The sequence below is a fragment of the Pseudomonas sp. 9.2(2024) genome, from assembly GCF_039695385.1.
Classification (GTDB): domain Bacteria; phylum Pseudomonadota; class Gammaproteobacteria; order Pseudomonadales; family Pseudomonadaceae; genus Aquipseudomonas; species Aquipseudomonas paraglycinae.
The window spans coordinates 6084909-6108175 of record NZ_CP155585.1 but is presented as its reverse complement, the minus strand read 5'-3'; the positions used below and the strand labels follow the sequence as shown (position 1 = coordinate 6108175).

Annotated in this window: 27 protein-coding genes; 12 read left to right on the top strand and 15 right to left on the bottom strand. The window is 62.6% G+C overall.

From position 1 onward, the window contains the following. Nucleotides 1-12: 12 nt before the first annotated feature. Both mutM and ABFB52_RS27675 read left to right on the top strand, forming a co-directional pair. Nucleotides 13-825: a bifunctional DNA-formamidopyrimidine glycosylase/DNA-(apurinic or apyrimidinic site) lyase gene (gene mutM, locus ABFB52_RS27680; RefSeq protein WP_007953423.1), complete on the top strand. Its 813-nt coding sequence runs from the start codon at nucleotides 13-15 to the stop codon at nucleotides 823-825. A gap of 69 nt (nucleotides 826-894) precedes the next feature. Beyond that, nucleotides 895-1218, top strand: a complete 324-nt coding sequence (locus ABFB52_RS27675; protein ID WP_007953415.1) for a hypothetical protein — start codon at nucleotides 895-897, stop codon at nucleotides 1216-1218. Nucleotides 1219-1256: 38 nt separating this feature from the next. On the opposite strand, the gene ABFB52_RS27670 is transcribed toward ABFB52_RS27675, so the two are convergent. The 5 genes from ABFB52_RS27670 to ABFB52_RS27650 all read right to left on the bottom strand — a co-directional run bounded on the left by ABFB52_RS27670 (nucleotide 1257) and on the right by ABFB52_RS27650 (nucleotide 5844). Beyond that, the gene (locus ABFB52_RS27670; RefSeq protein WP_003195146.1) at nucleotides 1257-1508 is read right to left on the bottom strand and encodes a YfhL family 4Fe-4S dicluster ferredoxin; all 252 of its coding nucleotides are present in this window, start codon (nucleotides 1506-1508) and stop codon (nucleotides 1257-1259) included. A gap of 102 nt (nucleotides 1509-1610) precedes the next feature. After that, entirely contained in the window at nucleotides 1611-2090 is a 480-nt protein-coding gene (gene coaD / locus ABFB52_RS27665) for a pantetheine-phosphate adenylyltransferase (RefSeq protein WP_007953414.1), read from the bottom strand. Nucleotides 2091-2205: 115 nt separating this feature from the next. Next, nucleotides 2206-3801 carry a GMC family oxidoreductase gene (locus ABFB52_RS27660; protein ID WP_129972250.1) on the bottom strand — a complete coding sequence of 532 codons (1596 nt, stop codon included), beginning with the start codon at nucleotides 3799-3801 and terminating at the stop codon, nucleotides 2206-2208. A gap of 42 nt (nucleotides 3802-3843) precedes the next feature. After that, nucleotides 3844-4389, bottom strand: a complete 546-nt coding sequence (locus ABFB52_RS27655; protein WP_085746703.1) for a twin-arginine translocation pathway signal protein — start codon at nucleotides 4387-4389, stop codon at nucleotides 3844-3846. A 24-nt stretch (nucleotides 4390-4413) separates the two neighbouring features. Beyond that, nucleotides 4414-5844, bottom strand: a complete 1431-nt coding sequence (locus ABFB52_RS27650; protein WP_129972249.1) for a coniferyl aldehyde dehydrogenase — start codon at nucleotides 5842-5844, stop codon at nucleotides 4414-4416. A gap of 146 nt (nucleotides 5845-5990) precedes the next feature. On the opposite strand from ABFB52_RS27650, the gene ABFB52_RS27645 reads away from it, so the two are divergent. Next, nucleotides 5991-6662 carry a TetR/AcrR family transcriptional regulator gene (locus ABFB52_RS27645; RefSeq protein WP_007953407.1) on the top strand — a complete coding sequence of 224 codons (672 nt, stop codon included), beginning with the start codon at nucleotides 5991-5993 and terminating at the stop codon, nucleotides 6660-6662. Between the two features lie 28 nt (nucleotides 6663-6690). Next, complete coding sequence (locus ABFB52_RS27640; protein WP_085746701.1) at nucleotides 6691-7545, top strand: sulfurtransferase; 855 nt, start codon at nucleotides 6691-6693, stop codon at nucleotides 7543-7545. Between the two features lie 4 nt (nucleotides 7546-7549). Here ABFB52_RS27640 and ABFB52_RS27635 read toward each other — a convergent pair whose 3' ends face one another. The 5 genes from ABFB52_RS27635 to ABFB52_RS27615 form a co-directional block, all read right to left on the bottom strand. After that, on the bottom strand, nucleotides 7550-8380 hold the full coding sequence (locus ABFB52_RS27635) for an AraC family transcriptional regulator (protein WP_102716712.1): 831 nt from the start codon (nucleotides 8378-8380) through the stop codon (nucleotides 7550-7552). Nucleotides 8381-8384: 4 nt separating this feature from the next. Next, nucleotides 8385-9383: a hydrolase gene (locus tag ABFB52_RS27630; RefSeq protein WP_085746699.1), complete on the bottom strand. Its 999-nt coding sequence runs from the start codon at nucleotides 9381-9383 to the stop codon at nucleotides 8385-8387. A 63-nt stretch (nucleotides 9384-9446) separates the two neighbouring features. Further along, on the bottom strand, nucleotides 9447-10055 hold the full coding sequence (rsmD, locus tag ABFB52_RS27625) for a 16S rRNA (guanine(966)-N(2))-methyltransferase RsmD (RefSeq protein WP_007953401.1): 609 nt from the start codon (nucleotides 10053-10055) through the stop codon (nucleotides 9447-9449). Further along, complete coding sequence (locus ABFB52_RS27620) at nucleotides 10055-11542, bottom strand: pitrilysin family protein (protein ID WP_085746698.1); 1488 nt, start codon at nucleotides 11540-11542, stop codon at nucleotides 10055-10057. The genes rsmD and ABFB52_RS27620 overlap by 1 nt, the downstream gene beginning before the upstream one ends. Beyond that, on the bottom strand, nucleotides 11535-12890 hold the full coding sequence (locus tag ABFB52_RS27615; protein ID WP_102685784.1) for a pitrilysin family protein: 1356 nt from the start codon (nucleotides 12888-12890) through the stop codon (nucleotides 11535-11537). Before ABFB52_RS27615 ends, ABFB52_RS27620 begins: the two co-directional genes overlap by 8 nt. 345 nt (nucleotides 12891-13235) lie before the next feature. Here ABFB52_RS27615 and ftsY point away from each other — a divergent pair, with 345 nt between their 5' ends. The 4 genes from ftsY (at nucleotide 13236) to rpoH (ending at nucleotide 17440) form a co-directional block, all read left to right on the top strand. Further along, the gene (ftsY, locus tag ABFB52_RS27610; protein WP_346836111.1) at nucleotides 13236-14780 is read left to right on the top strand and encodes a signal recognition particle-docking protein FtsY; all 1545 of its coding nucleotides are present in this window, start codon (nucleotides 13236-13238) and stop codon (nucleotides 14778-14780) included. Next, nucleotides 14777-15448, top strand: a complete 672-nt coding sequence (ftsE, locus tag ABFB52_RS27605) for a cell division ATP-binding protein FtsE (protein ID WP_007953396.1) — start codon at nucleotides 14777-14779, stop codon at nucleotides 15446-15448. Before ftsY ends, ftsE begins: the two co-directional genes overlap by 4 nt. Beyond that, complete coding sequence (gene ftsX, locus ABFB52_RS27600) at nucleotides 15445-16470, top strand: permease-like cell division protein FtsX (protein ID WP_085746696.1); 1026 nt, start codon at nucleotides 15445-15447, stop codon at nucleotides 16468-16470. The genes ftsE and ftsX overlap by 4 nt, the downstream gene beginning before the upstream one ends. Nucleotides 16471-16585: 115 nt before the next feature. Further along, nucleotides 16586-17440, top strand: coding sequence for an RNA polymerase sigma factor RpoH (rpoH, locus tag ABFB52_RS27595; protein ID WP_007953393.1), 855 nt, complete (start codon nucleotides 16586-16588; stop codon nucleotides 17438-17440). Nucleotides 17441-17510: 70 nt separating this feature from the next. Here the strand turns inward: rpoH and mtgA are convergent, their stop codons facing one another. Next, the gene (gene mtgA / locus ABFB52_RS27590) at nucleotides 17511-18233 is read right to left on the bottom strand and encodes a monofunctional biosynthetic peptidoglycan transglycosylase (RefSeq protein WP_085611980.1); all 723 of its coding nucleotides are present in this window, start codon (nucleotides 18231-18233) and stop codon (nucleotides 17511-17513) included. A 74-nt stretch (nucleotides 18234-18307) separates the two neighbouring features. Here mtgA and ABFB52_RS27585 point away from each other — a divergent pair, with 74 nt between their 5' ends. The 4 genes from ABFB52_RS27585 to trmB all read left to right on the top strand — a co-directional run bounded on the left by ABFB52_RS27585 (nucleotide 18308) and on the right by trmB (nucleotide 20551). Then, nucleotides 18308-18688, top strand: coding sequence for a DUF423 domain-containing protein (locus tag ABFB52_RS27585; protein WP_129972247.1), 381 nt, complete (start codon nucleotides 18308-18310; stop codon nucleotides 18686-18688). A 72-nt stretch (nucleotides 18689-18760) separates the two neighbouring features. Beyond that, on the top strand, nucleotides 18761-18961 hold the full coding sequence (gene thiS / locus ABFB52_RS27580; RefSeq protein WP_007953386.1) for a sulfur carrier protein ThiS: 201 nt from the start codon (nucleotides 18761-18763) through the stop codon (nucleotides 18959-18961). A 60-nt stretch (nucleotides 18962-19021) separates the two neighbouring features. Then, on the top strand, nucleotides 19022-19816 hold the full coding sequence (locus ABFB52_RS27575; RefSeq protein WP_007953385.1) for a thiazole synthase: 795 nt from the start codon (nucleotides 19022-19024) through the stop codon (nucleotides 19814-19816). A gap of 9 nt (nucleotides 19817-19825) precedes the next feature. Beyond that, nucleotides 19826-20551, top strand: a complete 726-nt coding sequence (gene trmB / locus ABFB52_RS27570) for a tRNA (guanosine(46)-N7)-methyltransferase TrmB (protein WP_039767926.1) — start codon at nucleotides 19826-19828, stop codon at nucleotides 20549-20551. A gap of 143 nt (nucleotides 20552-20694) precedes the next feature. Here trmB and ABFB52_RS27565 read toward each other — a convergent pair whose 3' ends face one another. Genes ABFB52_RS27565 through ABFB52_RS27550 form a run of 4 tightly spaced genes read right to left on the bottom strand, consistent with a single transcriptional unit; the run spans nucleotide 20695 to nucleotide 23267 of the window. Further along, complete coding sequence (locus tag ABFB52_RS27565; RefSeq protein ID WP_074690154.1) at nucleotides 20695-21018, bottom strand: DUF3392 domain-containing protein; 324 nt, start codon at nucleotides 21016-21018, stop codon at nucleotides 20695-20697. 19 nt (nucleotides 21019-21037) lie between these two features. Further along, nucleotides 21038-22243: a radical SAM family heme chaperone HemW gene (gene hemW, locus ABFB52_RS27560; protein WP_102685780.1), complete on the bottom strand. Its 1206-nt coding sequence runs from the start codon at nucleotides 22241-22243 to the stop codon at nucleotides 21038-21040. Next, on the bottom strand, nucleotides 22240-22836 hold the full coding sequence (gene rdgB, locus ABFB52_RS27555; RefSeq protein WP_129972245.1) for an RdgB/HAM1 family non-canonical purine NTP pyrophosphatase: 597 nt from the start codon (nucleotides 22834-22836) through the stop codon (nucleotides 22240-22242). The genes hemW and rdgB overlap by 4 nt, the downstream gene beginning before the upstream one ends. Further along, on the bottom strand, nucleotides 22833-23267 hold the full coding sequence (locus ABFB52_RS27550) for a DUF4426 domain-containing protein (protein ID WP_011336378.1): 435 nt from the start codon (nucleotides 23265-23267) through the stop codon (nucleotides 22833-22835). The genes rdgB and ABFB52_RS27550 overlap by 4 nt, the downstream gene beginning before the upstream one ends.

The window sequence follows — 23267 nt, the reverse complement described above, 5'->3', positions numbered from 1 at the left end:
TTCGAGACACTCATGCCTGAATTGCCGGAAGTCGAAACCACCCGCCGCGGTATTGCCCCGCACCTGGAAGGCCAGCGTGTCAGCCGGGTGATCGTGCGTGACCGGCGTTTGCGCTGGCCGATTCCCGAAGACCTTGATGTGCGGCTGTCCGGGCAGCGCATTGTGCTGGTCGAGCGGCGCGCCAAGTATCTGCTGATCAACGCCGAGGTCGGCACGCTGATCAGCCACTTGGGCATGTCGGGAAACCTGCGGCTGGTTGAGGTCGGGATGCCGGCGGCCAAGCATGAGCATGTCGATATCGAACTGGAGTCGGGCCTGGCCCTGCGCTACACCGATCCGCGGCGTTTCGGGGCGATGCTCTGGAGCACCGACCCGCTCAATCACGAATTGCTGATTCGCCTGGGCCCGGAGCCGTTGACCGATCTGTTCGATGGCGAGCGCTTGTATCAGCTGTCGCGCGGGCGTTCGATGGCGGTCAAGCCGTTCATCATGGACAACGCGGTGGTGGTGGGGGTCGGCAATATCTACGCGACCGAAGCACTGTTCGCCGCCGGTATCGATCCGCGTCGCGAAGCCAAAGGCATTTCCCGGGCGCGCTATTTGAAGCTGGCGATCGAGATCAAACGCATCCTCGCTGCCGCCATCGAGCGCGGCGGCACCACGTTGCGTGATTTCATCGGTGGCGACGGGCAGCCGGGGTATTTCCAGCAGGAACTGTTTGTCTACGGTCGCGGCGGCGAGCACTGCAAGGTCTGCGGAACGGGCCTGCGGGAAATGAAGCTCGGTCAGCGCGCGAGCGTCTGGTGCCCGCGCTGCCAGAGCTGAGCAAAGACTCCGAAAAAGTCCTACGGTCTATAGTGAGTTGTCTCACTGTTCAGCTCGAAGGATCGTGCCATGAAGTCCTTGCAAACCCTCATCGTCGCCCTGCTGCTGTGCTTCAGCCTGACCGTTCAGGCCACGGAAGGCGGCAGCGGTGATCCGCGTTACGCCATCCAGAATCCGCCGGCCTACGCCATGCTCGGCGATCTGCTGATTGCCCGACCATTGCTGGTGGTGGCAACGGTGATCGGTGCCGGGGCGTTCGTGGTGTCGTTGCCGTTCACCGCGCTGGGTGGCGGGATTGGCGATGCGGGGGAGGCGCTGGTGGTGGCGCCGGCGAAAGCGGCGTTCGTGCGATGCCTGGGCTGCACAGGGGAGGGATTCGAGCAGCGCGAATGACGCGATCGCAGCCGGGAGCTGCGATCGTATTCAGTGGCTCAAGCCTTGCCGGTGATCTTGCGGTACTTCTCCATCAACTGTTCTTCAGTCTCCGGATGAGCTTCGTCCAGTGGAATGCAATCCACCGGGCAGACCTGCTGGCACTGCGGCTCGTCGTAGTGGCCGACGCACTGGGTGCACAGGTTCGGGTCGATCACGTAGATCTCTTCGCCTTGGGAAATGGCGGCGTTCGGGCACTCGGGTTCGCAGACGTCGCAGTTGATGCAATCGTCGGTGATGATCAGGGACATGCTAACTCCAGCCGGGGCGGGGAGCCCGGGCGCTATGAATCAATGCGCGCAATTGTGCCGCATTGGCGCCCGTAGTGCACGCGGGCGCCGTTTGAACGGTCGTTACTTCTTGAAGCGCAGGGTCAGGGCTTCGGCCACCGCCGGGTGGACGAACTTGCTGATATCGCCGCCCAGGGCCGCGATTTCCCGCACCAGGGTCGAGGAAATGAACGAATAACGCTCGGACGGGGTGAGAAACAGGCTCTCCACATCCGGGGCCAACTGGCGGTTCATGTTGGCCAGCTGGAATTCGTATTCGAAGTCCGACACCGCGCGCAGGCCACGCAGGAACACGTTGGCGTTCTGCTCTTTGGCGAAATGCGCCAGCAGCGTCGAGAAGCCGACCACTTCCACGTTCGGCAGGTGTTTGGTGACCTCGCGGGCCAGCTCGACCCGTTGTTCCAGCGGGAACAGCGGATTCTTCTTGGGGCTGGCGGCGACGGCGATGATCACGTGGTCGAACAGGCGCGAGGCGCGTTCGACCAGATCGCCATGGCCCTTGGTAATAGGGTCGAAGGTACCTGGGTACAACACTCGGTTCATCGCGTCGTCCTGGCGGGAATCCGTTGGGGAGTCGGATGGTATCGCAGCCGTCCCGGTCGGGAAAGTCGCCTGTTGGGTAAGAAAGCACTATAGACGATCGGAATTTTCGCCTTTTTCACGGGTTTCTCAACCGTTCGCCGAGAGATGTCGCCAGTTGCGCCGTCAGACCATACACCGACAACTGCGGGTTGGCGCCGATGCTGGTGGGGAACAAAGAGCCGTCATGAATCGACAGATTGCTCAGTTGATGATGGCGGCCGAGGCTGTCGGTGACGGCTGTTTTCGGGTCCTCGCCCATGGCGCAACCGCCCATGACGTGAGCGCTGCCCAGGCGGGTGCGATACAGCTCCAGACTCAGGCTGTCGATCAACGAGCGGGCCTCGGCCAGGCTGTTCACGTAGCGGGCATCGGCGTGCATCGGCATCACCGCTTTGGCGCCGCCGGCGAACTGGATCTCGGCCATGCTGTGGAAAGACCGGCGCAAACCCTCCCAGGTGTAAGGCGACACCTGATAGTCGAGCACCGGCGAGCCGTCACCGCGCAATTCGACGCTGCCGCCCTGGCTATCCGGGTGAAAACCGTCGCGCAGCAGGGCGAGCATCGCGTGGGTATGCGGCAGGTTCGCCATGTGTTGCGCGCTTTCCTGACCGAAACCACCGAGCAACGTGGCGGCCAGCGCCGGGTGCAGCGGCGGTACTTCGAGTTTGTAGGCCATCGGGCCGGTAGTGCCGTCCTTCCACTGGAAATGGTCCGAGTAGATCGACTGCGGCGCACCGTAGAACGGGTTGATCACCTCGTCGAAACGCCCTGCGGACATGTTCACCAGATGCAGGAAAGTGCGCTTGCCCAGCCGTTTGTGCGGATCCGGTGCATCCGAACGCATCAGCAGCGCCGGGCTGTTGATCCCGCCGCCGGCCAGCACGTAATGCCGCGCCTTGACGGTGATCGTGCGTCCAGTCGGCTCGACGCAACGTTCGTCCATCGCCATGCATTGCAGGCCGGTGACCTTTTCGCCGCTGATCAACAGCTTTTCGGCCCGGGCCAGATAAAGCAGCTCACCACCCTTTTCCAACGTTGCCGGAATGGTCGTGACCATCATCGATTGCTTGGCGTTGGTCGGGCAGCCCATGCCACAGTAGCCGAGATTCCAGCAGCCGCGCACGTTGCGCGGGATCACGTGCCAGCTGTAGCCGAGCTGTTCGCAGCCTTTGCGGATCACGTCGTTGTTGGCGTTGGGCGGCACCATCCACGGGGCGACGCCGAGACGCTGCTCCATTTTTTCGAACCACGGCGCCATGTCGGCGGGGCTGTGGCCTTTGACGTTGTGTTCTTTGGCCCAGTGTTCGAGGGTCGGCTCGGGCGTGCGAAAACTCGATGTCCAGTTGATCAGCGTGGTGCCGCCGACCGCGCGGCCCTGAAGGATGGTGATCGCGCCATCCTTGCTCATGCGGCCGATACCTTCCTGATAGAGGCTGCTGTAGGCCTGGTCTTCCAGCAGTTTGAAATCGCTGCTGGTCTTGAGCGGGCCTTCTTCGATCAGCAGCACTTTATAGCCGGCGGCGCTGAGGATTTCCGCGGTGGTGCCACCACCGGCGCCGCTGCCGATAATGGCGACGTCGGCTTCCAGGGTCAGGTCATCGGTGAGTTGCGCGCCGTTGTAGGTTTTCCAGCCACGGGCAAGGCCTTCGCGAAACGGGTCGGGTACGGGCATCGATCAGGTTCTCTTATTATTGTTTTGCGTGGGTCGCCAGGCTCAAACGGCGGGCGGGCCGGGGTAACCGCAATGGGCCCAGGATTCGGCGCGGGTGTACCAGGCCATCATCACCATTTGCAGCAATGAGCTGTGGCCCATGCGCAGCAGGCTCAGCGAGCTGTTTTCCCAGCGTTCTAGAAAGTGACGGATCGCCTCGGGGCTGGCGTTTTCCCAACTGCCCCAGATTCCGGTCAATGGCCCGCGCGTCACCGCCATGCCCAGCACATCGAACAGTTGCCGGGTGAGCTTGAGCATTTCCGGCGACAGGTGATCGAGGCTGTAATCCAGCGACTTCAGGGTTCCATCGACAGCGGCGGGCAGCTTTTCCGCAGCAACGGCGCCATCCAGCATCACCGGAATCAGCGCGCGCAGAAACAGCAGATCACCGCTGCGCAACGTGGTGAATCCGTTGGCCGATACGCTCGACGAACAGCCACTCAGGCTGGCACCAAGGCCGGCGGTGGCGAGAAAAGCCGTGGCGCCCAGGCTGAATTTCAGCAGGCCACGGCGCGACAGGGCAGGTGTTTCGGTCAGGCTTGGGTGCATTGTTGTTATTACCCGGCGGTGACGTTAGCGAATGAACAGTTTCTGGATCAGTTTCTGAATCGATTTGCCGTACGGCGGGTAGATCAGCTTCGCCGCGTTGAAGCGCTGTTTGACCAGCACGCCCTTGGCCTTGCTGAACGTCAGGAAACCTTCGTGCCCGTGATAATGGCCCATGCCAGACGGGCCGATGCCGCCGAACGGCATGTCGTCCTGCGCCACGTGCAGCAGCGTGTCGTTGAGGCAGACGCCACCGGAATGCGTTTCGCTGAGTACGCGCTTCTGTTCGCGCTTGTCGTAGCCGAAGTAGTAAAGAGCCAGAGGACGTGGCCGCTGATTGATGTAAGCAAATGCCTGATCCAGATCCTGATACGGCATGATCGGCAGCAGCGGGCCGAAGATTTCGTCCTGCATCACCGTCATCTCGTCGCTGACATTCAGCAACAGGCTGTGTGGCATGCGCCGGCCCTGGCCCTGGTCGAACAGCGGAATCAGCAGCGCGCCCTTGCTGGTGGCGTCGCTGAGGTAGCTGTTGAGCCGCGCCAGTTGGCGCTCGTTGATGATGGCGGTGTAGTCCGGGTTGTCGGCAAGCGTCGGATAAAACCCGCGCACCGCCTGGCGATAGGCTTCGACGAAACCGCCGATGCGCTCCTCCGGTACAAGCACGTAGTCCGGAGCCACGCAGGTCTGGCCGGCGTTGAGGGTCTTGCCGAAAGCGATGCGTTCGGCGGCGTCCTTGAGCGGTACGTCGTGGGAAACGATGGCCGGGGATTTGCCGCCCAGTTCCAGGGTCACCGGTGTCAGGTTTTCTGCCGCTGCGCGCATCACATGCTTGCCGACGCTGGTGGAGCCGGTGAACAGCAGGTGGTCGAAGCGCATCTTGGAAAACGCCACGCCGACATCGGCCTCGCCGAGCACCACGCACACCAGATCTTCGGGGAAGATCCGCGCCAGCAGTTCCTTGAGCAGCAGGCCGGTGGCCGGGGTCGATTCGCTGAGTTTCAGCATCACCCGGTTGCCGGCCGCGAGCGCGCCGGTCAACGGGCCGATGGCCAGGAACAGCGGGTAGTTCCACGGCACGATGACGCCGACAACGCCCAGCGGCTGATACACGACTTTCGCCGATGCCGGCTGGAAAGCCACACCCACTTTGCGCCGCGAAGGTTTCATCCACTGGCTGATGTGCCGGCTGGCGTAGTGAATGCCGTGCAGGCTCGGCATCAGTTCGGCGAGCAGGGTTTCATCGGCGCTGCGGTGGCTGAAGTCGGAGCTGATGGCGTCGATCAGGGCCTGCCGTTCGCTGCTCAGCAAATCGCACAGGGCCTTGAGCCATTGCTGGCGCTGGGCTGCAGGTGGCATCGGGTTGGCGGCGTAGGCGGCACGCTGCGCGTTGAACAGCCGGTTGAGCTCTTCCAGCGGCTGTTGCAGCGTTTGCAGGTAGGCAATATCGGCAGTCATTGTCAGCTCCGGAGATGTTGTTTTGAGGAACTTTTTAGAGTCTATGCTCTAGAAAGTCAAATGGCTTCCTTGCGCATCCTGGTTTTATCCCGTTCCGGATAGGTCGTAAGATGCCCCCCAACGCACTCTGAATTAAAGCTCAAGCCATGGCCCCACGGATCAAAACCAGCGAGCGCATCGTGCAGAACAGCCTCGAGCTGTTCAATCAGCAGGGCGAGCGCAGCATCAGCACCAATCACATCGCCGCCCATATGGAGATTTCTCCGGGCAATCTGTACTACCACTTCCCCAACAAGCAGGCGATCATCGCCGTATTGTTCAGTGAGTACGAAAGCCTGGTGGACAGCTTCCTGCGTCCGCCCCAGGGCCGTGCCGCGACGGTCGAAGACAAGCGTTTCTATCTCAAGGAACTGCTGTCGGCGATGTGGCGCTACCGTTTCCTGCACCGCGATCTCGAGCACCTGCTCGACAGCGATCCGGACCTGGCCGGGCGTTATCGGCGCTTCTCCCAGCGCTGCGTGATCCAGGGCGCGGCGATCTACGAAGGCTTTGTTGCCGCCGGGATCCTGAAGATGGACCGCGTGCAGATCGAATCCCTCACCCTCAACGCGTGGATCATCCTCACCTCTTGGGTGCGCTTCCTGTGCACGACCCGGGAGAATTCCAATCACCTCAGCGAGCAGGCCATCAAGCGTGGCGTGTATCAGGTGCTGGTGCTGGAAGCAGGGTTCGTCACCGAGCAGGCCCGCGATGAAGTCAACGCCTTGTTCGAAGAGTTCTACGTGCCGCTGGCCCAGGCCCTCGAAGAAAGACCGTAATTCCATTTCCTCACTGGAGTCGTTCGCTATGCCGATTGCGCAACTGATCAGCCCGACCGCACTGGATGCCCGCAAGGCGCAACCGGGGCTGGTGATTCTCGATTGCCGTTTTGCCCTCGAAGACCCGGATTACGGCCAGCGCAGCTACGCCGAGGGGCACATTGCCGGGGCACATTTCGCCGATCTTGAACGCGACCTCAGCGGCCCGGTGACCAAGGGTGTGACCGGTCGCCATCCGCTGCCGGAGCCGGCGGCGCTGATCGAACGCCTGCAAGCCTTCGGCATCAATAACGACAGCGACGTGGTTTTGTATGACGACGGCCCGGGCGCCTATGCGGCGCGGGCATGGTGGTTGCTGGCGTGGCTGGGCAAGCGCGACGGCGTGTTCATTCTCGATGGCGGGCTCAAGGCCTGGCATGCGGCGGGGCTGCCGTTGAGTCTTGATCCACCGTCAGCGGCCCGGGGTAATTTCAGCGGCCAGCCGGACATGAGCCTGCTGCTCAGCGCCGAGCAATTGCAGCAGCGCCTCGGCCAGCCGGCCCTGACCCTGCTCGATGCTCGCGCCTTGCCGCGCTTCAAGGGTGAAGTGGAACCGATCGACCCGATCGCCGGGCACATTCCCGGCGCACAATGCGCGGCGTTCACCGACAACCTGGGCAGCGACGGGCGTTTCCTGCCGGCCGATCAGCTCAAGCAGCGTTTCGCCGCGAAACTCGGCGAGCGTTCCCCGAACGATCTGGTGGCTTACTGCGGCTCCGGGGTGACGGCGTGTCACAACCTGTTCGCCCTGTGCCTGGCGGGTTATCCGTTGGGTTCGCTGTATGCCGGATCGTGGAGCGAGTGGATCAACGATCCTGCGCGCGGTATCGCTACGGGCGAATAAGCGCTCAGCGATCCAGCCGCGCGCTGCGATAGGCCGCCGGCCCCACGCCGTAAACCTGTTTGAATTGCCGGCTCAGATGGCTCTGGTCGGCAAATCCCAGCTGCGTGGCGACCTCCACCGGCAGGCAGCCGCTCTGCAACAAGCCACGCGCGCAGGCGATCCGCTGCTGCATCAGCCAGCTGTGCGGCGGCATGCCGGTGGCGCGACGGAACACCCGGGCAAAGTGGAAGGGCGAGAGGTTCACGGCCGCCGCCAGTTCTTCCAGCGAGGGCGGCGCCGCCAGTTGCGCGTGCAGCAACTCCTTGGCCATCGCCACCGCGCGGTGCTCTTTGCCGGGATTGCCGTTGATCTGCACCGCTGCGTGACGCTGTAACAGCAACATCATCATTTCGCGCCACACCGTTTGCTGTTGCAGCGCGGTGGCGGGGCTTTCCAGCAAGCGATGCAACTGACAGAAACCGTTGACCAGGTCCGGATCGCGATACAGCGTCGCGCCGAAAGCCGGCATCGGTGCGGTCGGCAGTTCCAGCTCATTCAGCAGCGCGACGATCTGCCCTGTGTCGGGATAAAACGCCCGGTACAGCCAGCCGTCCTCCGTGCCTTTGTGGCCGTTATGCACTTCGTCCGGATTGATCAGCACCAGCGTGCCGCTGCCCGCCAGGTGTTCGGCGCCGCGATAACGGTAGCGCTGGGCGCCGGCCATGATCATGCCGATCACATAACCGTCGTGGACGTGCGGGGCGAAACGATGCTCGATGTAGCGCGCGGTCAACAGCTCGACCCCGGCCAGAGGCGCGGCCTGCCAGAAACGGATCGACTCGCCCTGATCGCTCATGACTTCACCCGCGCCCCGCGTCGGCCAGCCACTGCGGAATCCGTCGCTCCAGGTAATAACCCGGTTGGCGGAGCGTGCCGTCAACGAAACCGACGTGTCCGCCCTTGTTCTGCAATTCGAATTGCGTCGTGGCCGACAGCTCACTGGCCTGCGGCAGGCTGTGGGGAAACACGAACGGGTCGTCCGCCGCCTGAATGATCAGGGTCGGCGTGCGGATCTCACCGAGAAAATAGCGGCTCGATGCCCGGCGATAGTAATCCTCGGCATCGGCGAAACCGTGCAGCGGCGCGGTCACCCGGCCATCGAAATCCCAGAACGTGCGCATGTTTTCCAGCGAGCCGAGAGCAGCCAGTGCGGCGAGACCGTCCTCGCGCCCATCGTGCTGGAACTGGCGCTGCTTGTTCTTGATGTAAGCGACCATCTCGCGCATGAAGTGCGCCTGATAGACCTTCGAGAAACCCTGGCCGATACGGTCGGCACATTGATCGAGGCGAAACGGCACCGACACCGCCACTGCACCGAGCACGCCGCTGGCGCTGCCGGTTTCCCCCAGATGCTTGAGCAGCACATTACCGCCCAGGGAATAGCCGACCGCATACAACGGCGCCAGTGGCCGCTTGGCTTTCAGGTGGCGAATGGTTTCGGCGAGGTCTTCGCTGGCGCCGGAATGGTAGCTGCGCGGCAACAGGTTCGGTTCGCCGGAGCAACCGCGCCAGTTCAGCGCAACACTGGCCCAGCCTTGCGCGGCGAGCGCTGCCTGGATTCCCGCGACGTAAGGTGAATTGGAAGAACCGGTCAGCCCGTGCAGTACCAACACCAATGGCGCCTCGGCGCTGTGCGGGCCGTGCCAGTCGAGGTCGAGGAAGTCGCCGTCGTCCAGCCACAGGCGTTCGCGCTGGCGATCAAGGTGCACGGTTTTGCGCCACAGCGGCCCCCACAAGGTTTGCAGGTGCGGATTGCCGAGGCCGAAGGCGGGGATGAACGGTTTAGACGAAGGGGACACGATTGCTCTCGATGCAGCGCAGCGAGCCTCGGCTGAGACTCGCCGCTTTTTCAGGCCGGTCGGTTAACCGGCGATCACTGCCATACGTTGCCACAACGCGTAGTACACCCGCCCGGATTTCTGCTCGCGGTGCAGGCGCCAGTTGCCTGGCAGGCCGAGGGTCGATGGCGCGGTTTCGCTTTCAGTGTAGATCCACGAATCATCGGCCAGCCATTGGCGCTCTTCCAGCAGCGTGCACACGGCGGGCAGCAGGTTCTGGTTGAACGGCGGGTCGAGGAACACCAGGTCGAACGCGGTCGCGGTCTGGGTTTCCAGATAGCGCAGCGCGTCGGCGGTTTGCACGTGGCCGTTGGTGCAGCGCAGGGTGCCGAGGTGTTCTTTCAGGCTGGAGACCGCGACATGGCTGGCATCCAGCGCCTGACCCATTGCCGCGCCACGGGACAGCGCTTCCAGAAACAGTGCGCCGCTGCCGGCGAACGGATCGAGCACCTTGGCCCCGGCGACGTATGGCGCGAGCCAGTTGAACAGGGTTTCGCGCACCCGGTCTGGCGTCGGGCGCAGACCCGGCGCATCAGGAAAGCTCAGCTTTCGGCTGCGCCATTCGCCGCCGATGATGCGCAACTGGTTCACACCGTTGTGCAGTTTTTGTACAGGTTTCTTTGGACTGGCCATTAATGCTCCGGAACCCCGAGCGGCTGCTCGGCAGGTTTATCAGATGGGGCCGGTAACGGCTTTTGCGGCACGGTCGGGCCAGCGCTGACGATGACCAGTTTGTCCGTGCTCAAGTGTTTGTTCAGGACGTCGCGAACCTGCTCGACTGTCAGGCTCTGGGACTGACGCATGAAGTCATCGAGATAGCTCAGCGGCAGGTTGTAGAAACCCATGGCGCCGAGCTGGCCGACGATATCGGCATTGCTCGCGGTGGACAGCGGGAAGCTGCCGGCCAGTTCGCGCTTGGCGTCGTCGAGTTCTTTCTGGGTCGGGCCGGTCTTGAGGTAGTCGGCGAGCACGTCCTGCACCAGTTTCAGGGTGCCTTCGCTCATTTCCGCGCGGGTCTGCAGGTTGATCATGAACGGGCCGCGAGCCTGCATCGGGCTGAAGGCCGAATACACGCCGTAGGTCAAGCCGCGCTTCTCGCGGACTTCGCTCATCAGCCGGGTGCCGAAACCGCCACCGCCGAGGATCTGGTTGCCCATCGATAGCGCGGCGTAGTCCGGGTCATCACGGTCGATGCCCAGTTGCGCGATCATCAGGTTGGTCTGCTTGGACGGGAACTCGATGTGACCGACGCTGGCCTTCGGTTCCTGCGGCTGGGCGATCTTCGCCAGCGCCGGGCCTTTTGGCAGCGCAGCGGACACCTGATTGGCAATCGCCTCGGCTTCACTGCGGGACAGATCGCCCACCAGCGCGATCACCACGTTGCCGGCCGCATAGGCCTTGGCGTGGAACTCACGCAGTTGCGCCAGCGTGATCTTCGGCACGCTTTGCGCGTTGCCGTCGCTGGAATGGGCGTACGGGTGATCGCCGTACAGGCGCTTCATCAGTTCCAGGCTGGCGAGCTTGCCGGGGTTCTGTTTCTGGTACTCGAAACCGGCGAGCATCTGGTTCTTTATGCGCGCGAAGGAGTCGGCCGGGAAGGTCGGTTTACCCACCACTTCCGAGAACAGCTTCAGCGCTGGCTCGCGTTTGTCGGCAGCACTGAGGCTGCGCAGCGACGCGATGGCCATGTCTTTATAGGCGCCGTTGCCGAAATCAGCACCCAGGCCTTCGAAACCTTGGGCGATGGCGCCGACATCCTTGCCCGCCACACCTTCGTTGAGCATGGCGTTGGTCAGCAGGGCCAGCCCCGGCGCGTTGCCGTCCTGGCTGCTGCCGGCGGAGAAGATCAGGCGCATGTCGAACATCGGCAGTTCGCGGGCTTCGACGAACAGCACCTTGGCGCCTTCGGCGGTGTTCCAGGTCTGCACGTCGAGCTTGCGACTGGCCGGGGCCTTGCCGTCGAGTTCGGCCAGCGATTGCAGCTTCTGGCTGGACTTGGCGTTATCCAGCGCTTCGCTGGCCTTGGTGTTGTCGCTCGGCACCAGATAGAACGCGGCGGAGCCGATGATGGCCACGGCGATCAGGCCGAGCAGCAGGCGTGGGGTTTTGCGCTCACTCATGAGTCGTCTCCAGTGGCAGGACGTGGGCGACGCTGAGACGTTCGCGGGTGAAATACAGCTTGGCGGCGTTCTGGATGTCTTGCGGGGTGACGCTTTCCAGATCGGCCAGTTCGGTGTCCATCAGTTTCCACGACAGACCGACGGTCTCCAGCTGGCCGATGGCAGTGGCCTGGCTGGTGATCGAGTCGCGCTCGAAGACCAGACCGGCGATGACCTGCGCACGCACGCGCTCCAGTTCTTCGGCGGACGGTGCGGTGGTTTTCAGCTGTTCCAGCAGTTTCCACAAGCCGGCTTCCGCCTGGGCCATGGTTTTTTTCTTCTGGGTGTTCGGTGTGGCCGACAGGGTGAACAGGCTGTCGCCGCGGGTGTAGGCGTCGTAGCTCGACGAGCCGCCGGATACCAGCTCTTCACCGCGCTCCAGTTGGGTCGGGATGCGACCGCTGTAGCCGCCGTCCAGCAATGCCGAAATCAGGCGCAAGGCGTTGACCGAACGTTTGTCTTCGGCGGTGGCGATACTCGGGACGTTGAAGCCGAGCATCAGGCTCGGCAGTTGGGTCTGCACGTGCAGGGTGATCTGGCGCTCGCCGGGTTCGGCCAGTTCCAGCGGCGTTTTCGCCGGCGGCACGTCGCGTTTCGGGATCGGCCCGAAGTAGCGCTGGGCGAGGGTCTTCACCTCGTCCGGAGTCACGTCGCCGACCACCACCAGCGTGGCGTTGTTCGGCACGTACCAGGACTGATACCAGTGACGCAGTTCTTCGACCTTCATCCGCTCGAGGTCTGCCATCCAGCCGATGGTCGGCGTGTGATATCCGCTGGCCGGGTAGGCCATGGCCTTGTAGCGCTCGTAGGCCTTGGACATCGGCTTGTCGTCGGTGCGCAGACGGCGCTCTTCCTTGATGACTTCGATTTCCTTGGCGAACTCGTCAGCCGGCAGGCGCAGGTTGGCCATGCGGTCGGCTTCCAGTTCGAAGGCCACGCCCAGACGGTCGCGGGCCAGCACCTGGTAATAAGCAGTGAAGTCGTCGCTGGTGAACGCGTTCTCTTCGGCGCCGAGGTCGCGCAGGATCAGCGAGGCTTCGCCGGGACCGACTTTCTCGCTGCCCTTGAACATCATGTGCTCGAGGGCGTGGGACAGACCGGTCTGGCCCGGGGTTTCGTAGCTGGAACCGACCTTGTACCAGACCTGCGACACCACCACCGGCGCGCGATGGTCTTCGCGCACGACGACCTTCAAGCCGTTGTCGAGGGTGAATTCGTGGGTCGGTTGCGGGTCGGCCGCCAGGGCCGAAAGGGGCAGGCAGACTGTGCTGAGCAGCAGGCCTGCGGCGCGGCGGGCTAGAGCATTCATTCGTTTTTAAACCTGTTGGGCTGCCCGCTTGGTCTTAGCGTCGGCGGGCGAGAGGGTGCTAGGATACTGATCCGTTTTACTGGCGGCCACGCCTATCAGGCCACTGATCGGTCTATAGGTTGTACGGGTTACCGGCAGAAGCTTTGAGTTTCTCAGCTAAACTCTGCGTTTTCGCCGACGATGCCGTTCCAGTCCTTCGTATTTAATGACCTTTGAGGTGCTTTTGGCGCCTCGACAAAATGTTGCGCGTGAACAAGCTGGGTGAAACACAGTCTGTTCTGCATCGAATATTTATTTGCCGGGGCGCCCCTGTGGCGCGTCGCTACCGTGAGATAGCCGTCCTCCATGTTTGGTTCCAACGACGACAAGAAGACCCCAGCTGCGGCTGGCGAGAAGAAAAGCCTGTTCGGATGGCTGCGCAAGAAACCGCAGGAACCCGTCGTCGAACAGCCGACTGCCATTCCTGAGCCGGCCCCCGCGCCCGCTCCGGTAATAGAAGAAGCGCCGGCACCGGTTGTGCTGCCGATCGCCGAGCCGGTGCTGCAACCAGTGGTCGAGGCCGAGCCTGAAGCGCCGGCTGCCGCTGAGTTGCCGCTGACCCCGGCCAGCGAGCCGTGGCTGACCTTGCCAGTGGCGGAAGAGCCGGTGGCGCTGGTTGAAGAGGCTGCGCCGCACGTTACGCCGCTGATTCCTGCGCCGGTTGCGTTCGCCCCCGAGCCTGTTCAGGCGCCGGTGGTGGAAGCTGCTCCGGTCATTCCAGAACCTGTGGTTGCTCCGGTTGCCCCGATTGTCGAAGCGCCCGAGCCTGCACCTGCACCTGCACCTGCACCTGCACCTGCACCTGCACCTGCACCTGCACCTGCACCTGCACCGGTCGCCGTAGCGCCAGTCGCGCCAGTCGCTCCTGTGGAAATCCAGGTTGAAACCCCGGTCGAGGCCCCGCGCACCGAAGAAACCAAGGCCGGCTTCTTTGCCCGTCTCAAGCAAGGCCTGTCCAAGACCAGTGCCAGCATCGGCGAGGGCATGGCCAGCCTGTTCCTCGGCAAGAAAGCCATCGATGACGATCTGCTCGACGACCTCGAAACCCGCCTGCTGACGGCCGACGTCGGCGTCGAGGCGACTTCGGTGATCATCCAGCGTCTGACCCAGAAGGTCGCACGTAAAGAGCTGGCCGATTCCGACGCCCTGTACAAATCCCTGCAGGCCGAGCTGGCCGCAATGCTCAAACCGGTCGAGCGGCCGCTGAAGATCGCTTCCCAGAACAAGCCGTTCGTGATTCTGGTGGTCGGCGTCAACGGCGCCGGCAAGACCACCACCATCGGCAAACTGGCGAAAAAACTGCAGCTGGAAGGCAAGAAAGTCATGCTCGCTGCCGGTGACACCTTCCGTGCCGCGGCTGTCGAGCAGTTGCAGGTCTGGGGCGAGCGCAACAAGATTCCGGTGATTGCCCAGCACACGGGCGCGGACTCGGCTTCAGTGATCTTCGACGCCGTGCAGGCCGCCAAGGCCCGTGGCATCGACGTGCTGATCGCCGACACCGCCGGTCGTCTGCACACCAAAGACAACCTGATGGAAGAGCTGAAGAAGGTTCGCCGGGTGATCGGCAAGCTCGACGCCGATGCGCCGCACGAAGTGCTGCTGGTACTCGACGCCGGCACCGGCCAGAACGCCATCAACCAGGCCAAGCAATTCAACCAGACCGTCGAACTGACCGGCCTGGCGCTGACCAAGCTCGACGGCACCGCCAAGGGCGGGGTGATTTTCGCCCTGGCCAAGCAGTTCGGCCTGCCGATCCGCTACATCGGCGTCGGTGAAGGCATCGACGATCTGCGTACCTTTGAAGCCGAACCCTTTGTCCAGGCACTGTTTGCCGAGCGGGAGCGTTCATGATTCGTTTCGAACAGGTCGGTAAGCGCTACCCGAACGGTCACGTCGGCTTGCATGAGCTGAGCTTTCGAGTCCGTCGCGGCGAGTTCCTGTTTGTCACCGGCCACTCCGGTGCCGGTAAATCCACGTTGTTGCGCCTGTTGCTGGCGATGGAGCGTCCGACCAGCGGCAAACTGCTGCTGGCCGGGCAGGACCTGAGCACCATCAGCAATGCGCAGATTCCGTTCCTGCGTCGGCAGATCGGGGTGGTGTTCCAGAACCATCAACTGCTGTTCGATCGCACGGTGTTCAACAACGTCGCGCTGCCGTTGCAGATTCTCGGGCTGTCCAAGGTCGAGATCGCCAAGCGCGTCGACTCGGCGCTGGAGCGCGTGGCGCTGTCGGACAAGGCCGAGCTGTATCCGGGCGACCTGTCCACCGGTCAGCAACAGCGCGTCGGCATTGCCCGGGCCATCGTTCACCGTCCGGCCCTGCTGCTGGCGGACGAACCGACCGGTAACCTCGACCCGCGTCTGGCGGCCGAGATCATGGGCGTGTTCGAAGACATCAACCGTCTGGGCACCAGCGTGCTGATCGCCAGTCACGACCTGGCGCTGATCGCGCGCATGCGCCATCGCATGCTGACCCTGCAACGCGGCCGATTGATCGGCGACGGGGAGGCCGGCGTATGAGTGCAACACGCAGTCCGAAGGTTTCCGAGCGCGTGGCCCCGAAGGCCGCCGATCCGCAACCGCCAAAGAAGAAAAAGCACGACGATGACGACGGCCCGGATTTCGCCACGTTGTTCCGTGCCTGGATCGAAAGCCATCGCGCCAGCTGGATCGACAGCCTGCGCCGTCTCGGCAAGCAGCCGATCGGCAGCTTCTTCACCTGCATGGTGATGGCAGTTGCGCTGAGTCTGCCGATGGGCCTTTCGTTGTTGCTGAACAATGTCGAGCGCCTGGGCGGCTCGTGGCAGCGCGCGGCGCAGATCTCGCTGTACCTGGAGCTCGAGGCCAGTCCGGCTCAGGGCGAAGCGTTACGTGATCAGATCAAAGGCATGCCGGGCGTAGCTGATGCTGAATATGTCGGCCGCGACCAGGCGCTGGAAGAGTTCCAGCAGCAGTCCGGCTTGGGCGAAGCCCTGCGCGAGCTGCCGGAAAACCCGCTGCCGGGCGTGGTACTGGTGACGCCGAACGAGGTCGACAAGTCGACCCTGGAAGCATTAAGACAAAAACTTTCCGAGCTGCCCAAGGTACAACAGGCGCAACTTGATCTAGTCTGGGTCGAGCGTCTGGCCGCCATCCTCAAGCTCGGCGACCGTTTCGTGTTCGGTCTGACGGTGTTGCTGGTTTCCGCATTACTTCTGGTGATAGGCAATACCATTCGTCTTCATATTGAAAACCGCCGCACCGAGATAGAAGTGATTAAACTCGTCGGCGGCACCGACAGCTATGTGCGTCGTCCCTTTCTTTATATGGGCGCGCTGTATGGCTTCGGTGCGGGTCTGCTGTCCTGGGGTGTTTTGGCGTTCGGCCTGAATTGGCTGAACGACGCGGTGGTCGGGCTGGCCGGCTTGTACGGCAGTGATTTCGCACTGGCTGGAGTGCCAGTTGCCGATGGTCTGTCGCTCTTGCTTGGCGCGGTGCTGTTGGGTTATATCGGTGCATGGATTGCAGTCGCACGTCATCTCAGGGAGCTGGCGCCGAAGTAGAATCTTTTTTGCGCGTGATTGACCTTTCAGTGGTTAAGGAAACTTTCATTTGAGTTTCCGGTCAATTTTTCGCAATGCTGAAAAGCATGAGTATGTAAGTCGGAGGTTTTTCCGTATGTCCAATTCTTTGCAACCTGCGTATGCATTGGTTCCAGGCGCAAACCTGGAAGCCTACGTGCACACCGTCAACAGCATTCCATTGCTGACGCCGGAGCAGGAGCGTGAACTGGCCGAGAGTCTCTACTATGAGCAGGATCTGGGGGCGGCTCGGCAGATGGTGCTCGCCCACCTGCGGTTTGTCGTACACATCGCCCGTAGCTATTCCGGCTACGGTCTGGCTCAGGCTGACCTGATCCAGGAAGGTAACGTCGGCCTGATGAAGGCCGTGAAGCGTTTCAACCCGGAAATGGGCGTGCGTCTGGTGTCCTTTGCGGTGCACTGGATCAAGGCCGAGATTCACGAGTTCATCCTGCGCAACTGGCGGATCGTGAAGGTCGCGACCACCAAGGCCCAGCGCAAGCTGTTCTTCAACCTGCGCAGCCAGAAGAAACGTCTTGCCTGGCTGAACAACGAGGAAGTCCACCGTGTGGCGGAAAGCCTCGGCGTCGAGCCGCGTGAAGTGCGTGAGATGGAAAGTCGCCTGACCGGCCATGACATGGCCTTCGACCCGGCTGCGGAAGCAGACGACGACAGCGCTTTCCAGTCGCCGGCCAACTACCTGGAAGACCACCGGTACGACCCGGCCCGTCAACTGGAAGATGCCGACTGGAGCGACAACTCCAATCACAACCTGCACGAAGCGCTGGAAGTGCTGGACGAACGCAGTCGCGACATCCTCTACCAGCGCTGGCTGGCAGAAGAGAAAGCCACGCTGCACGACCTGGCGCAGAAGTACAACGTGTCGGCCGAGCGGATCCGTCAGCTCGAGAAGAGCGCGATGAACAAGCTCAAGTTGTCGATTGCCGCATAACCGGCAGTCCGGCAATAAAAAACGCCCCGATCAGTGATGATCGGGGCGTTTTTGTTTGCCTGTCAGGCAGTCATTGGGCCCAGGGCGCGCGGCGCGAATCATTGAGTGTCAACAAATAGCTGTCGCCACCCAGCTGGCTCATTTGCTGGCGAATCCAGCCGGCCCGACGCGACACATAAGCGGTCGGATGACTGGCGCTCCAGACCCGCGGATTCGGCAGCACAGCCGCCAGATAGCTCGCCTGTTGCCGGGACAGCGACCTGGCGCCTACGCCAAAGTGATGCCTTGCCGCCGCTTCGGCACCAAACACGCCGTCATCCCACTCGACGCTGTTCAGGTACACCTCGAGAATCCGCTGCTTGGGCCAGAACACTTCGATCAGCGCGGTAAACCACGCTTCCAGCCCTTTGCGCAGATAACTGCGGCCAGACCACAAAAACAGGTTCTTCGACACTTGCTGGCTCAAAGTGCTGGCGCCGCGAATCGAACCGCCGAGTTCGTTGTGGGCCAGTGCGGCCTTGATCGCACTCAGGTCAAAACCCCAGTGCTCGGGGAATTTCTGGTCTTCGCCGGCAATCACCGCGACCTTCAGGTCATCGGAGATCTCGTCCCACGGTTTCCAGGTGCGTTGCAGATCGATCGGCTCGCCGTCGACCCAGGATTCGATCTTGCGCTCGACCATCAGCGCCGTGAACGGTGGCGGCACAAAGCGAAACACCAACACCAGCAATACGCTGCCGCCCGCGAACCAGAGCAGGGCCTTCGTGAAACGACGGAGAAATAAACGCAGCATAGAGATGGCTTGGCCGAACCGTTTGAGCGGGCCATTATACAGACCCTGCCGATCGAGTCTGACTGGAGTTCTACATGCTGCGTAGCTTTCTGATGCTGGCCGCCTTCTTTGGTTTCACCGGTGTCGGCCTCGGCGCATTCGCCGCCCATGGCCTGAAAAACCGCCTGACCCCGGAGTATCTGGCGATCTTCCACACCGGCGTCACCTATCAACTGGTGCACGCGCTGGCGCTGTTCGGCGTGGCGCTGCTGGCGACGCAGCTTCAGGGGCGTCTGGTCGCCTGGGCCGGCATCTCGTTCACCGTCGGTATTCTGCTGTTCTCCGGCAGTCTGTACCTGCTGACCACCCTCGGCATCAGCAAGCTCGGCATCATCACCCCGTTCGGCGGCCTGGCGTTCCTGATCGGCTGGCTATGCCTCGGACTCGCCGCCTGGCGCCTGCACCCAACCGCTTGACGCTTGGTGCTGACCTTTAGGTCATGATCGGGCTAGAATGCCACCCCCTAAAAAGTGATGGCGGCGTTGCGCATGCGCATTCAGTTGAACGGTGAATCCTTTGAACTGCCCGACGGTGAAACCGTTGCGGCCCTGCTGACGCGTCTGGATCTGACCGGACGCCGCGTCGCGGTCGAACTCAATCTGGATATCGTCCCGCGCAGCCAGCATGCCGACACCACTTTGAACGACGGCGACAATGTCGAAGTCGTGCACGCGATCGGCGGCGGCTGATCGCCAGGCCTGCATGGGCCGAGAATTCTGCAAGACCCTCACCCCAACAGAGGATTCCCCATGAGCATCGTTCGTAGCGACAAGCCTTTCGTTCTGGCCGGTCGTACTTACCAGTCGCGTTTGCTGGTCGGTACCGGCAAGTACCGTGACATGGAAGAAACCCGCCTGGCCATCGAAGCCTCGGGTGCCGAGATCGTCACCTTCGCCGTGCGCCGCACCAATCTGGGCCAGATCGAAGGCGAGCCGAACCTGCTCGAAGTGCTGTCGCCGGATCGCTACACCTTCCTGCCGAACACCGCCGGTTGCTACGACGCGGTCGAAGCCGTGCGCACCTGCCGCCTGGCCCGTGAGCTGCTCGACGGCCACAATCTGGTGAAGCTGGAAGTGCTGGCCGACCAGAAAACCCTGTTCCCCAACGTGATCGAAACCCTCAAGGCCGCCGAAGTGCTGGTCAAGGAAGGCTTCGACGTGATGGTTTACACCAGTGATGACCCGATCATCGCCCGGCAACTGGCGGAAATCGGCTGCATCGCGGTCATGCCGCTGGCCGGTCTGATCGGTTCGGGCCTGGGGATCTGCAATCCGTACAACCTGCAGATCATCCTCGAAGAAGCCAAGATCCCGGTGCTGGTGGATGCCGGTGTCGGCACCGCTTCCGACGCGACCATCTCGATGGAACTGGGCTGTGACGCCGTGCTGATGAACTCGGCCATCGCCCACGCCCAGCAGCCGATCATGATGGCCGAAGCCATGAAACACGCGATCGTCGCGGGCCGCCTGGCCTACCTCGCCGGCCGCATGCCGAAAAAACTCTATGCCAGCGCCTCTTCGCCGCTGGATGGTCTGATCAAGTAAGAGCTATTGATGACTGAATCGAACGACACGCCAATCCAGACGGAAGAAGGCGACGAGCGCCAACACCGCCGCATCAAGAGTTTCGTGATGCGCGCCGGGCGCATGACCGAAGGCCAGCAGCGCGGCCTGGATCAGGGCGCGCCGAAGTTCGTCCTGCCGCTGGCCGATGCGCCGGTGGATTACGACCAGGTGTTCGGCCGTTCCGCGCCGCGTTCGCTGGAGATCGGTTTCGGCATGGGCCACTCGCTGCTGGAAATGGCCGCCGCTGCGCCGGAACAGGATTTCATCGGTGTCGAGGTTCACCGTCCGGGTGTCGGCGCGCTGCTCAACGGCGTGCTGACTCAGGGCCTGACCAACCTGCGGGTCTACGACTGCGACGCGATCGAAGTGCTCAACCGCTGCATCGCCGACAACAGCCTCGATCGCCTGATGCTGTTCTTCCCGGATCCGTGGCACAAGAGCCGCCACCACAAGCGCCGCATCGTTCAGGCGTCCTTCGCTGAACTGGTGCGCAGCAAGCTGAAAGTCGGCGGCATTCTGCACATGGCCACCGACTGGGAGCCGTACGCCGAATACATGCTGGAAGTGATGAACGTCGCCCCGGGCTATCGCAACCTCGCCGAAGACGGCAAGTGCGTACCGCGTCCGGCCGAACGCCCGATCACCAAGTTCGAACGCCGCGGCGAACGTCTTGGGCATGGCGTGTGGGATCTGAAGTTCGAAAAACAGTCGTAAGTACTGCGCAGTGATCGTTCCCACGTCGAGGCGTCGAACCGTCTGCGTGGGAATGCCTCAATGGACGCTCCGCGTCCGCTTCAGGGACGCAGAGCGTCCCGGGCTGCATTCCCACGCGGAGCGTGGGAACGAGCACTTGGAGATCAGCGGCGGTCGGCGACCACGCCAATCAACACCAGCACCACCAACAACACCGGCGCCAGGCTGTAGTTGTTGAACTGGCTCAGCCCCTTCACTACCCACGGCGTCGCGTAGATCAGTGCTGCGCCGCTGCCGATCAGGCACAGCAGGGCCATCAGCGGCACGCGCAGAGCGCCGGCGATGCTGCCCAGGCGTTGCTCGACCCAGCCTTTGAAGTCAGCGCCGAACAGCACCAGCAGGCAACCCACCAGGGCCAGAGCGATTTCCGAGAGGTTGCTGCGACTCCAGCGGGACACGGTGGCGAGCAGGTCGAGTATCAAATCCATGCGGTTTCCTTAAGAGCGGTCAGCTCAGAAATTTCTGCAGCAAGTCGTTGAGGAACAGTTGTCCGCGCTCGGTGGCCGCCAGACGTGACGGTTCGACCTGCAACAGACCGCTTTGTTCGGCCTCGCGCCGGTGTTCGTCGAGGCTCTCCAGCGGCAGGCCGGTGCGCTCCGGGTACAGGCGCGATTCGACGCCGGCGGTCAGGCGCAGGGCGTTCATCAGGAATTCGAACGGCATCTCGTCGTTGGTCAGGGCTTTCTCGCCGGCCTGGAAGCTTTTGGCCGGGTTGAGGTAGTCCTTCGGCAGGCGCGTCTTCCAGGTGCGCACGATGCGCCCGTCCGGATGGCTGAGCTTGCCGTGGGCGCCGGCGCCGATGCCGATGAAGTCGCCGAAGCTCCAGTAATTCAGGTTGTGCCGCGCCGGGCGACCCGGTTGCGCGTAGGCCGAAACTTCGTACTGCGCGTAACCGTGCTCGGCCAGCAGCGCCTGTCCGGCCTCTTGAATGTCCCACAGCGTGTCGTCTTCCGGCAGCACCGGCGGCTGGTTCCAGAACACGGTGTTCGGCTCCAGTGTCAGCTGATACCAGGAAATGTGCGTCGGCTTCAGCTCGATCGCCTGGCGCAGATCGCTCAGGGCATCTTCCAGCGACTGGTCCGGCAAGCCGTGCATCAAGTCGAGGTTGAAGTTATCGAACCCGGCCTGGCGCGCCATGCCTGCCGCCCGCACGGCTTCATCGCCATTGTGGATACGGCCGAGAGCCTTGAGCTTTTCCTGCTGGAAGCTCTGGATGCCGATCGACAGGCGATTGATCCCCAGTTTGCGGTAGGCGACGAACTTTTCTTGCTCGAAAGTTCCGGGGTTGGCTTCCAGGGTGATTTCGATGTCATCGGCAAACGGGATGCGTTGTTTGACGCCTTCCAGCAAGCGACCAAGGGCTTCGGCACTGAACAGGCTCGGCGTGCCGCCGCCAAAGAAGATCGAACTCAACTCACGGCCGTACACCGCGTGCAGATCCTGATCAAGGTCGGCCAGCATCGCGTCGACGTATTCCTGCTCCGGCAGCACCGGGCTGGCGGTGTGGGAGTTGAAGTCGCAATAGGGGCATTTGCGCACACACCACGGGATGTGGATGTACAGCGCCAAGGGCGGCAGCGTCGGCAACGGCGCCCGAGGCGAGGAGGCGGCGCCGCCGATAATCAGCGACGACGCGCAGGAGCTATCGGTCATTTCAAGCCCAGACGCTGGCGCAGCAGATCCATTGCACGGGCGCGGTGGCTGATCTGGTTCTTGTCGCTCGGGCTCAGCTCGGCGCTGGACACGTTACGCTCCGGCACCCAGAACAGTGGGTCGTAGCCGAAACCGTGCTCACCGCTGGCAGCGGTCAGTATGCGCCCGTGCCACAGACCTTCGCAGAGGATCGGCAGCGGATCGTCGGCGTGACGCACCAGCGCCAGCACGCAGACGAACTGCGCGCCGCGCTCGGTTTCAGGCACATCCTTCAAGGCGTCTAGCAGTTTGGCGTTGTTCGCCGCGTCGCCCTTGCCGTCGGCGTAGCGCGCCGAGTAGATGCCCGGCGCACCGCCGAGGAAATCCACCGCCAGCCCCGAATCGTCGGCCAGCGCCGGCAGCCCGGAAATGCGAGCGGCATTGCGCGCCTTGAGGATCGCGTTCTCGACGAACGACAGACCGGTTTCTTCCGGCTCCACACTGCTGAATTCGCCGATCGAGCGCAGTTGCACCGAATCGCCGAGCATGGCCTGGAGTTCCTTGAGTTTGCCGGCGTTATGGCTGGCCAGTACGAGTTGCTTGAGATTGATCATTGGCCAGGGAAAAGCTCTTGGTTGAAATTGAGGGTGTTGATCTTGTCGCCGGTCTGCACCTTGATTTCAAAGGTGCGGGTTTCCTGCTGCTCCACCGGGTATTGGGCGATGTAGTAGATCGCGCCCTGTTCGGTGATCTGGCGGAAAGTCAGCGGCACGCTCTGACTGGTCAGATCCTTGACGGTGCCGGTGACCTGGGCGATCAGCGGTTTGCCGTCCTTGATCACCGAGACATTGATCACGCCCTGGTTCTTGCTGCGGATCAGCTCGGCAGCCTTGGCGATGTCCGGCGTCAGGAAGGTCGAGTTGAAGGTGTTGTAATGCACGGTGACATCACCGAACACTTCCTTGCGTTCGCCCTTGATGGCATCGGCGGCCACGGCCGACAGGCTCAGGCAGGCGGCCAATAGCGCGGTAATCAAGCGTCCCAT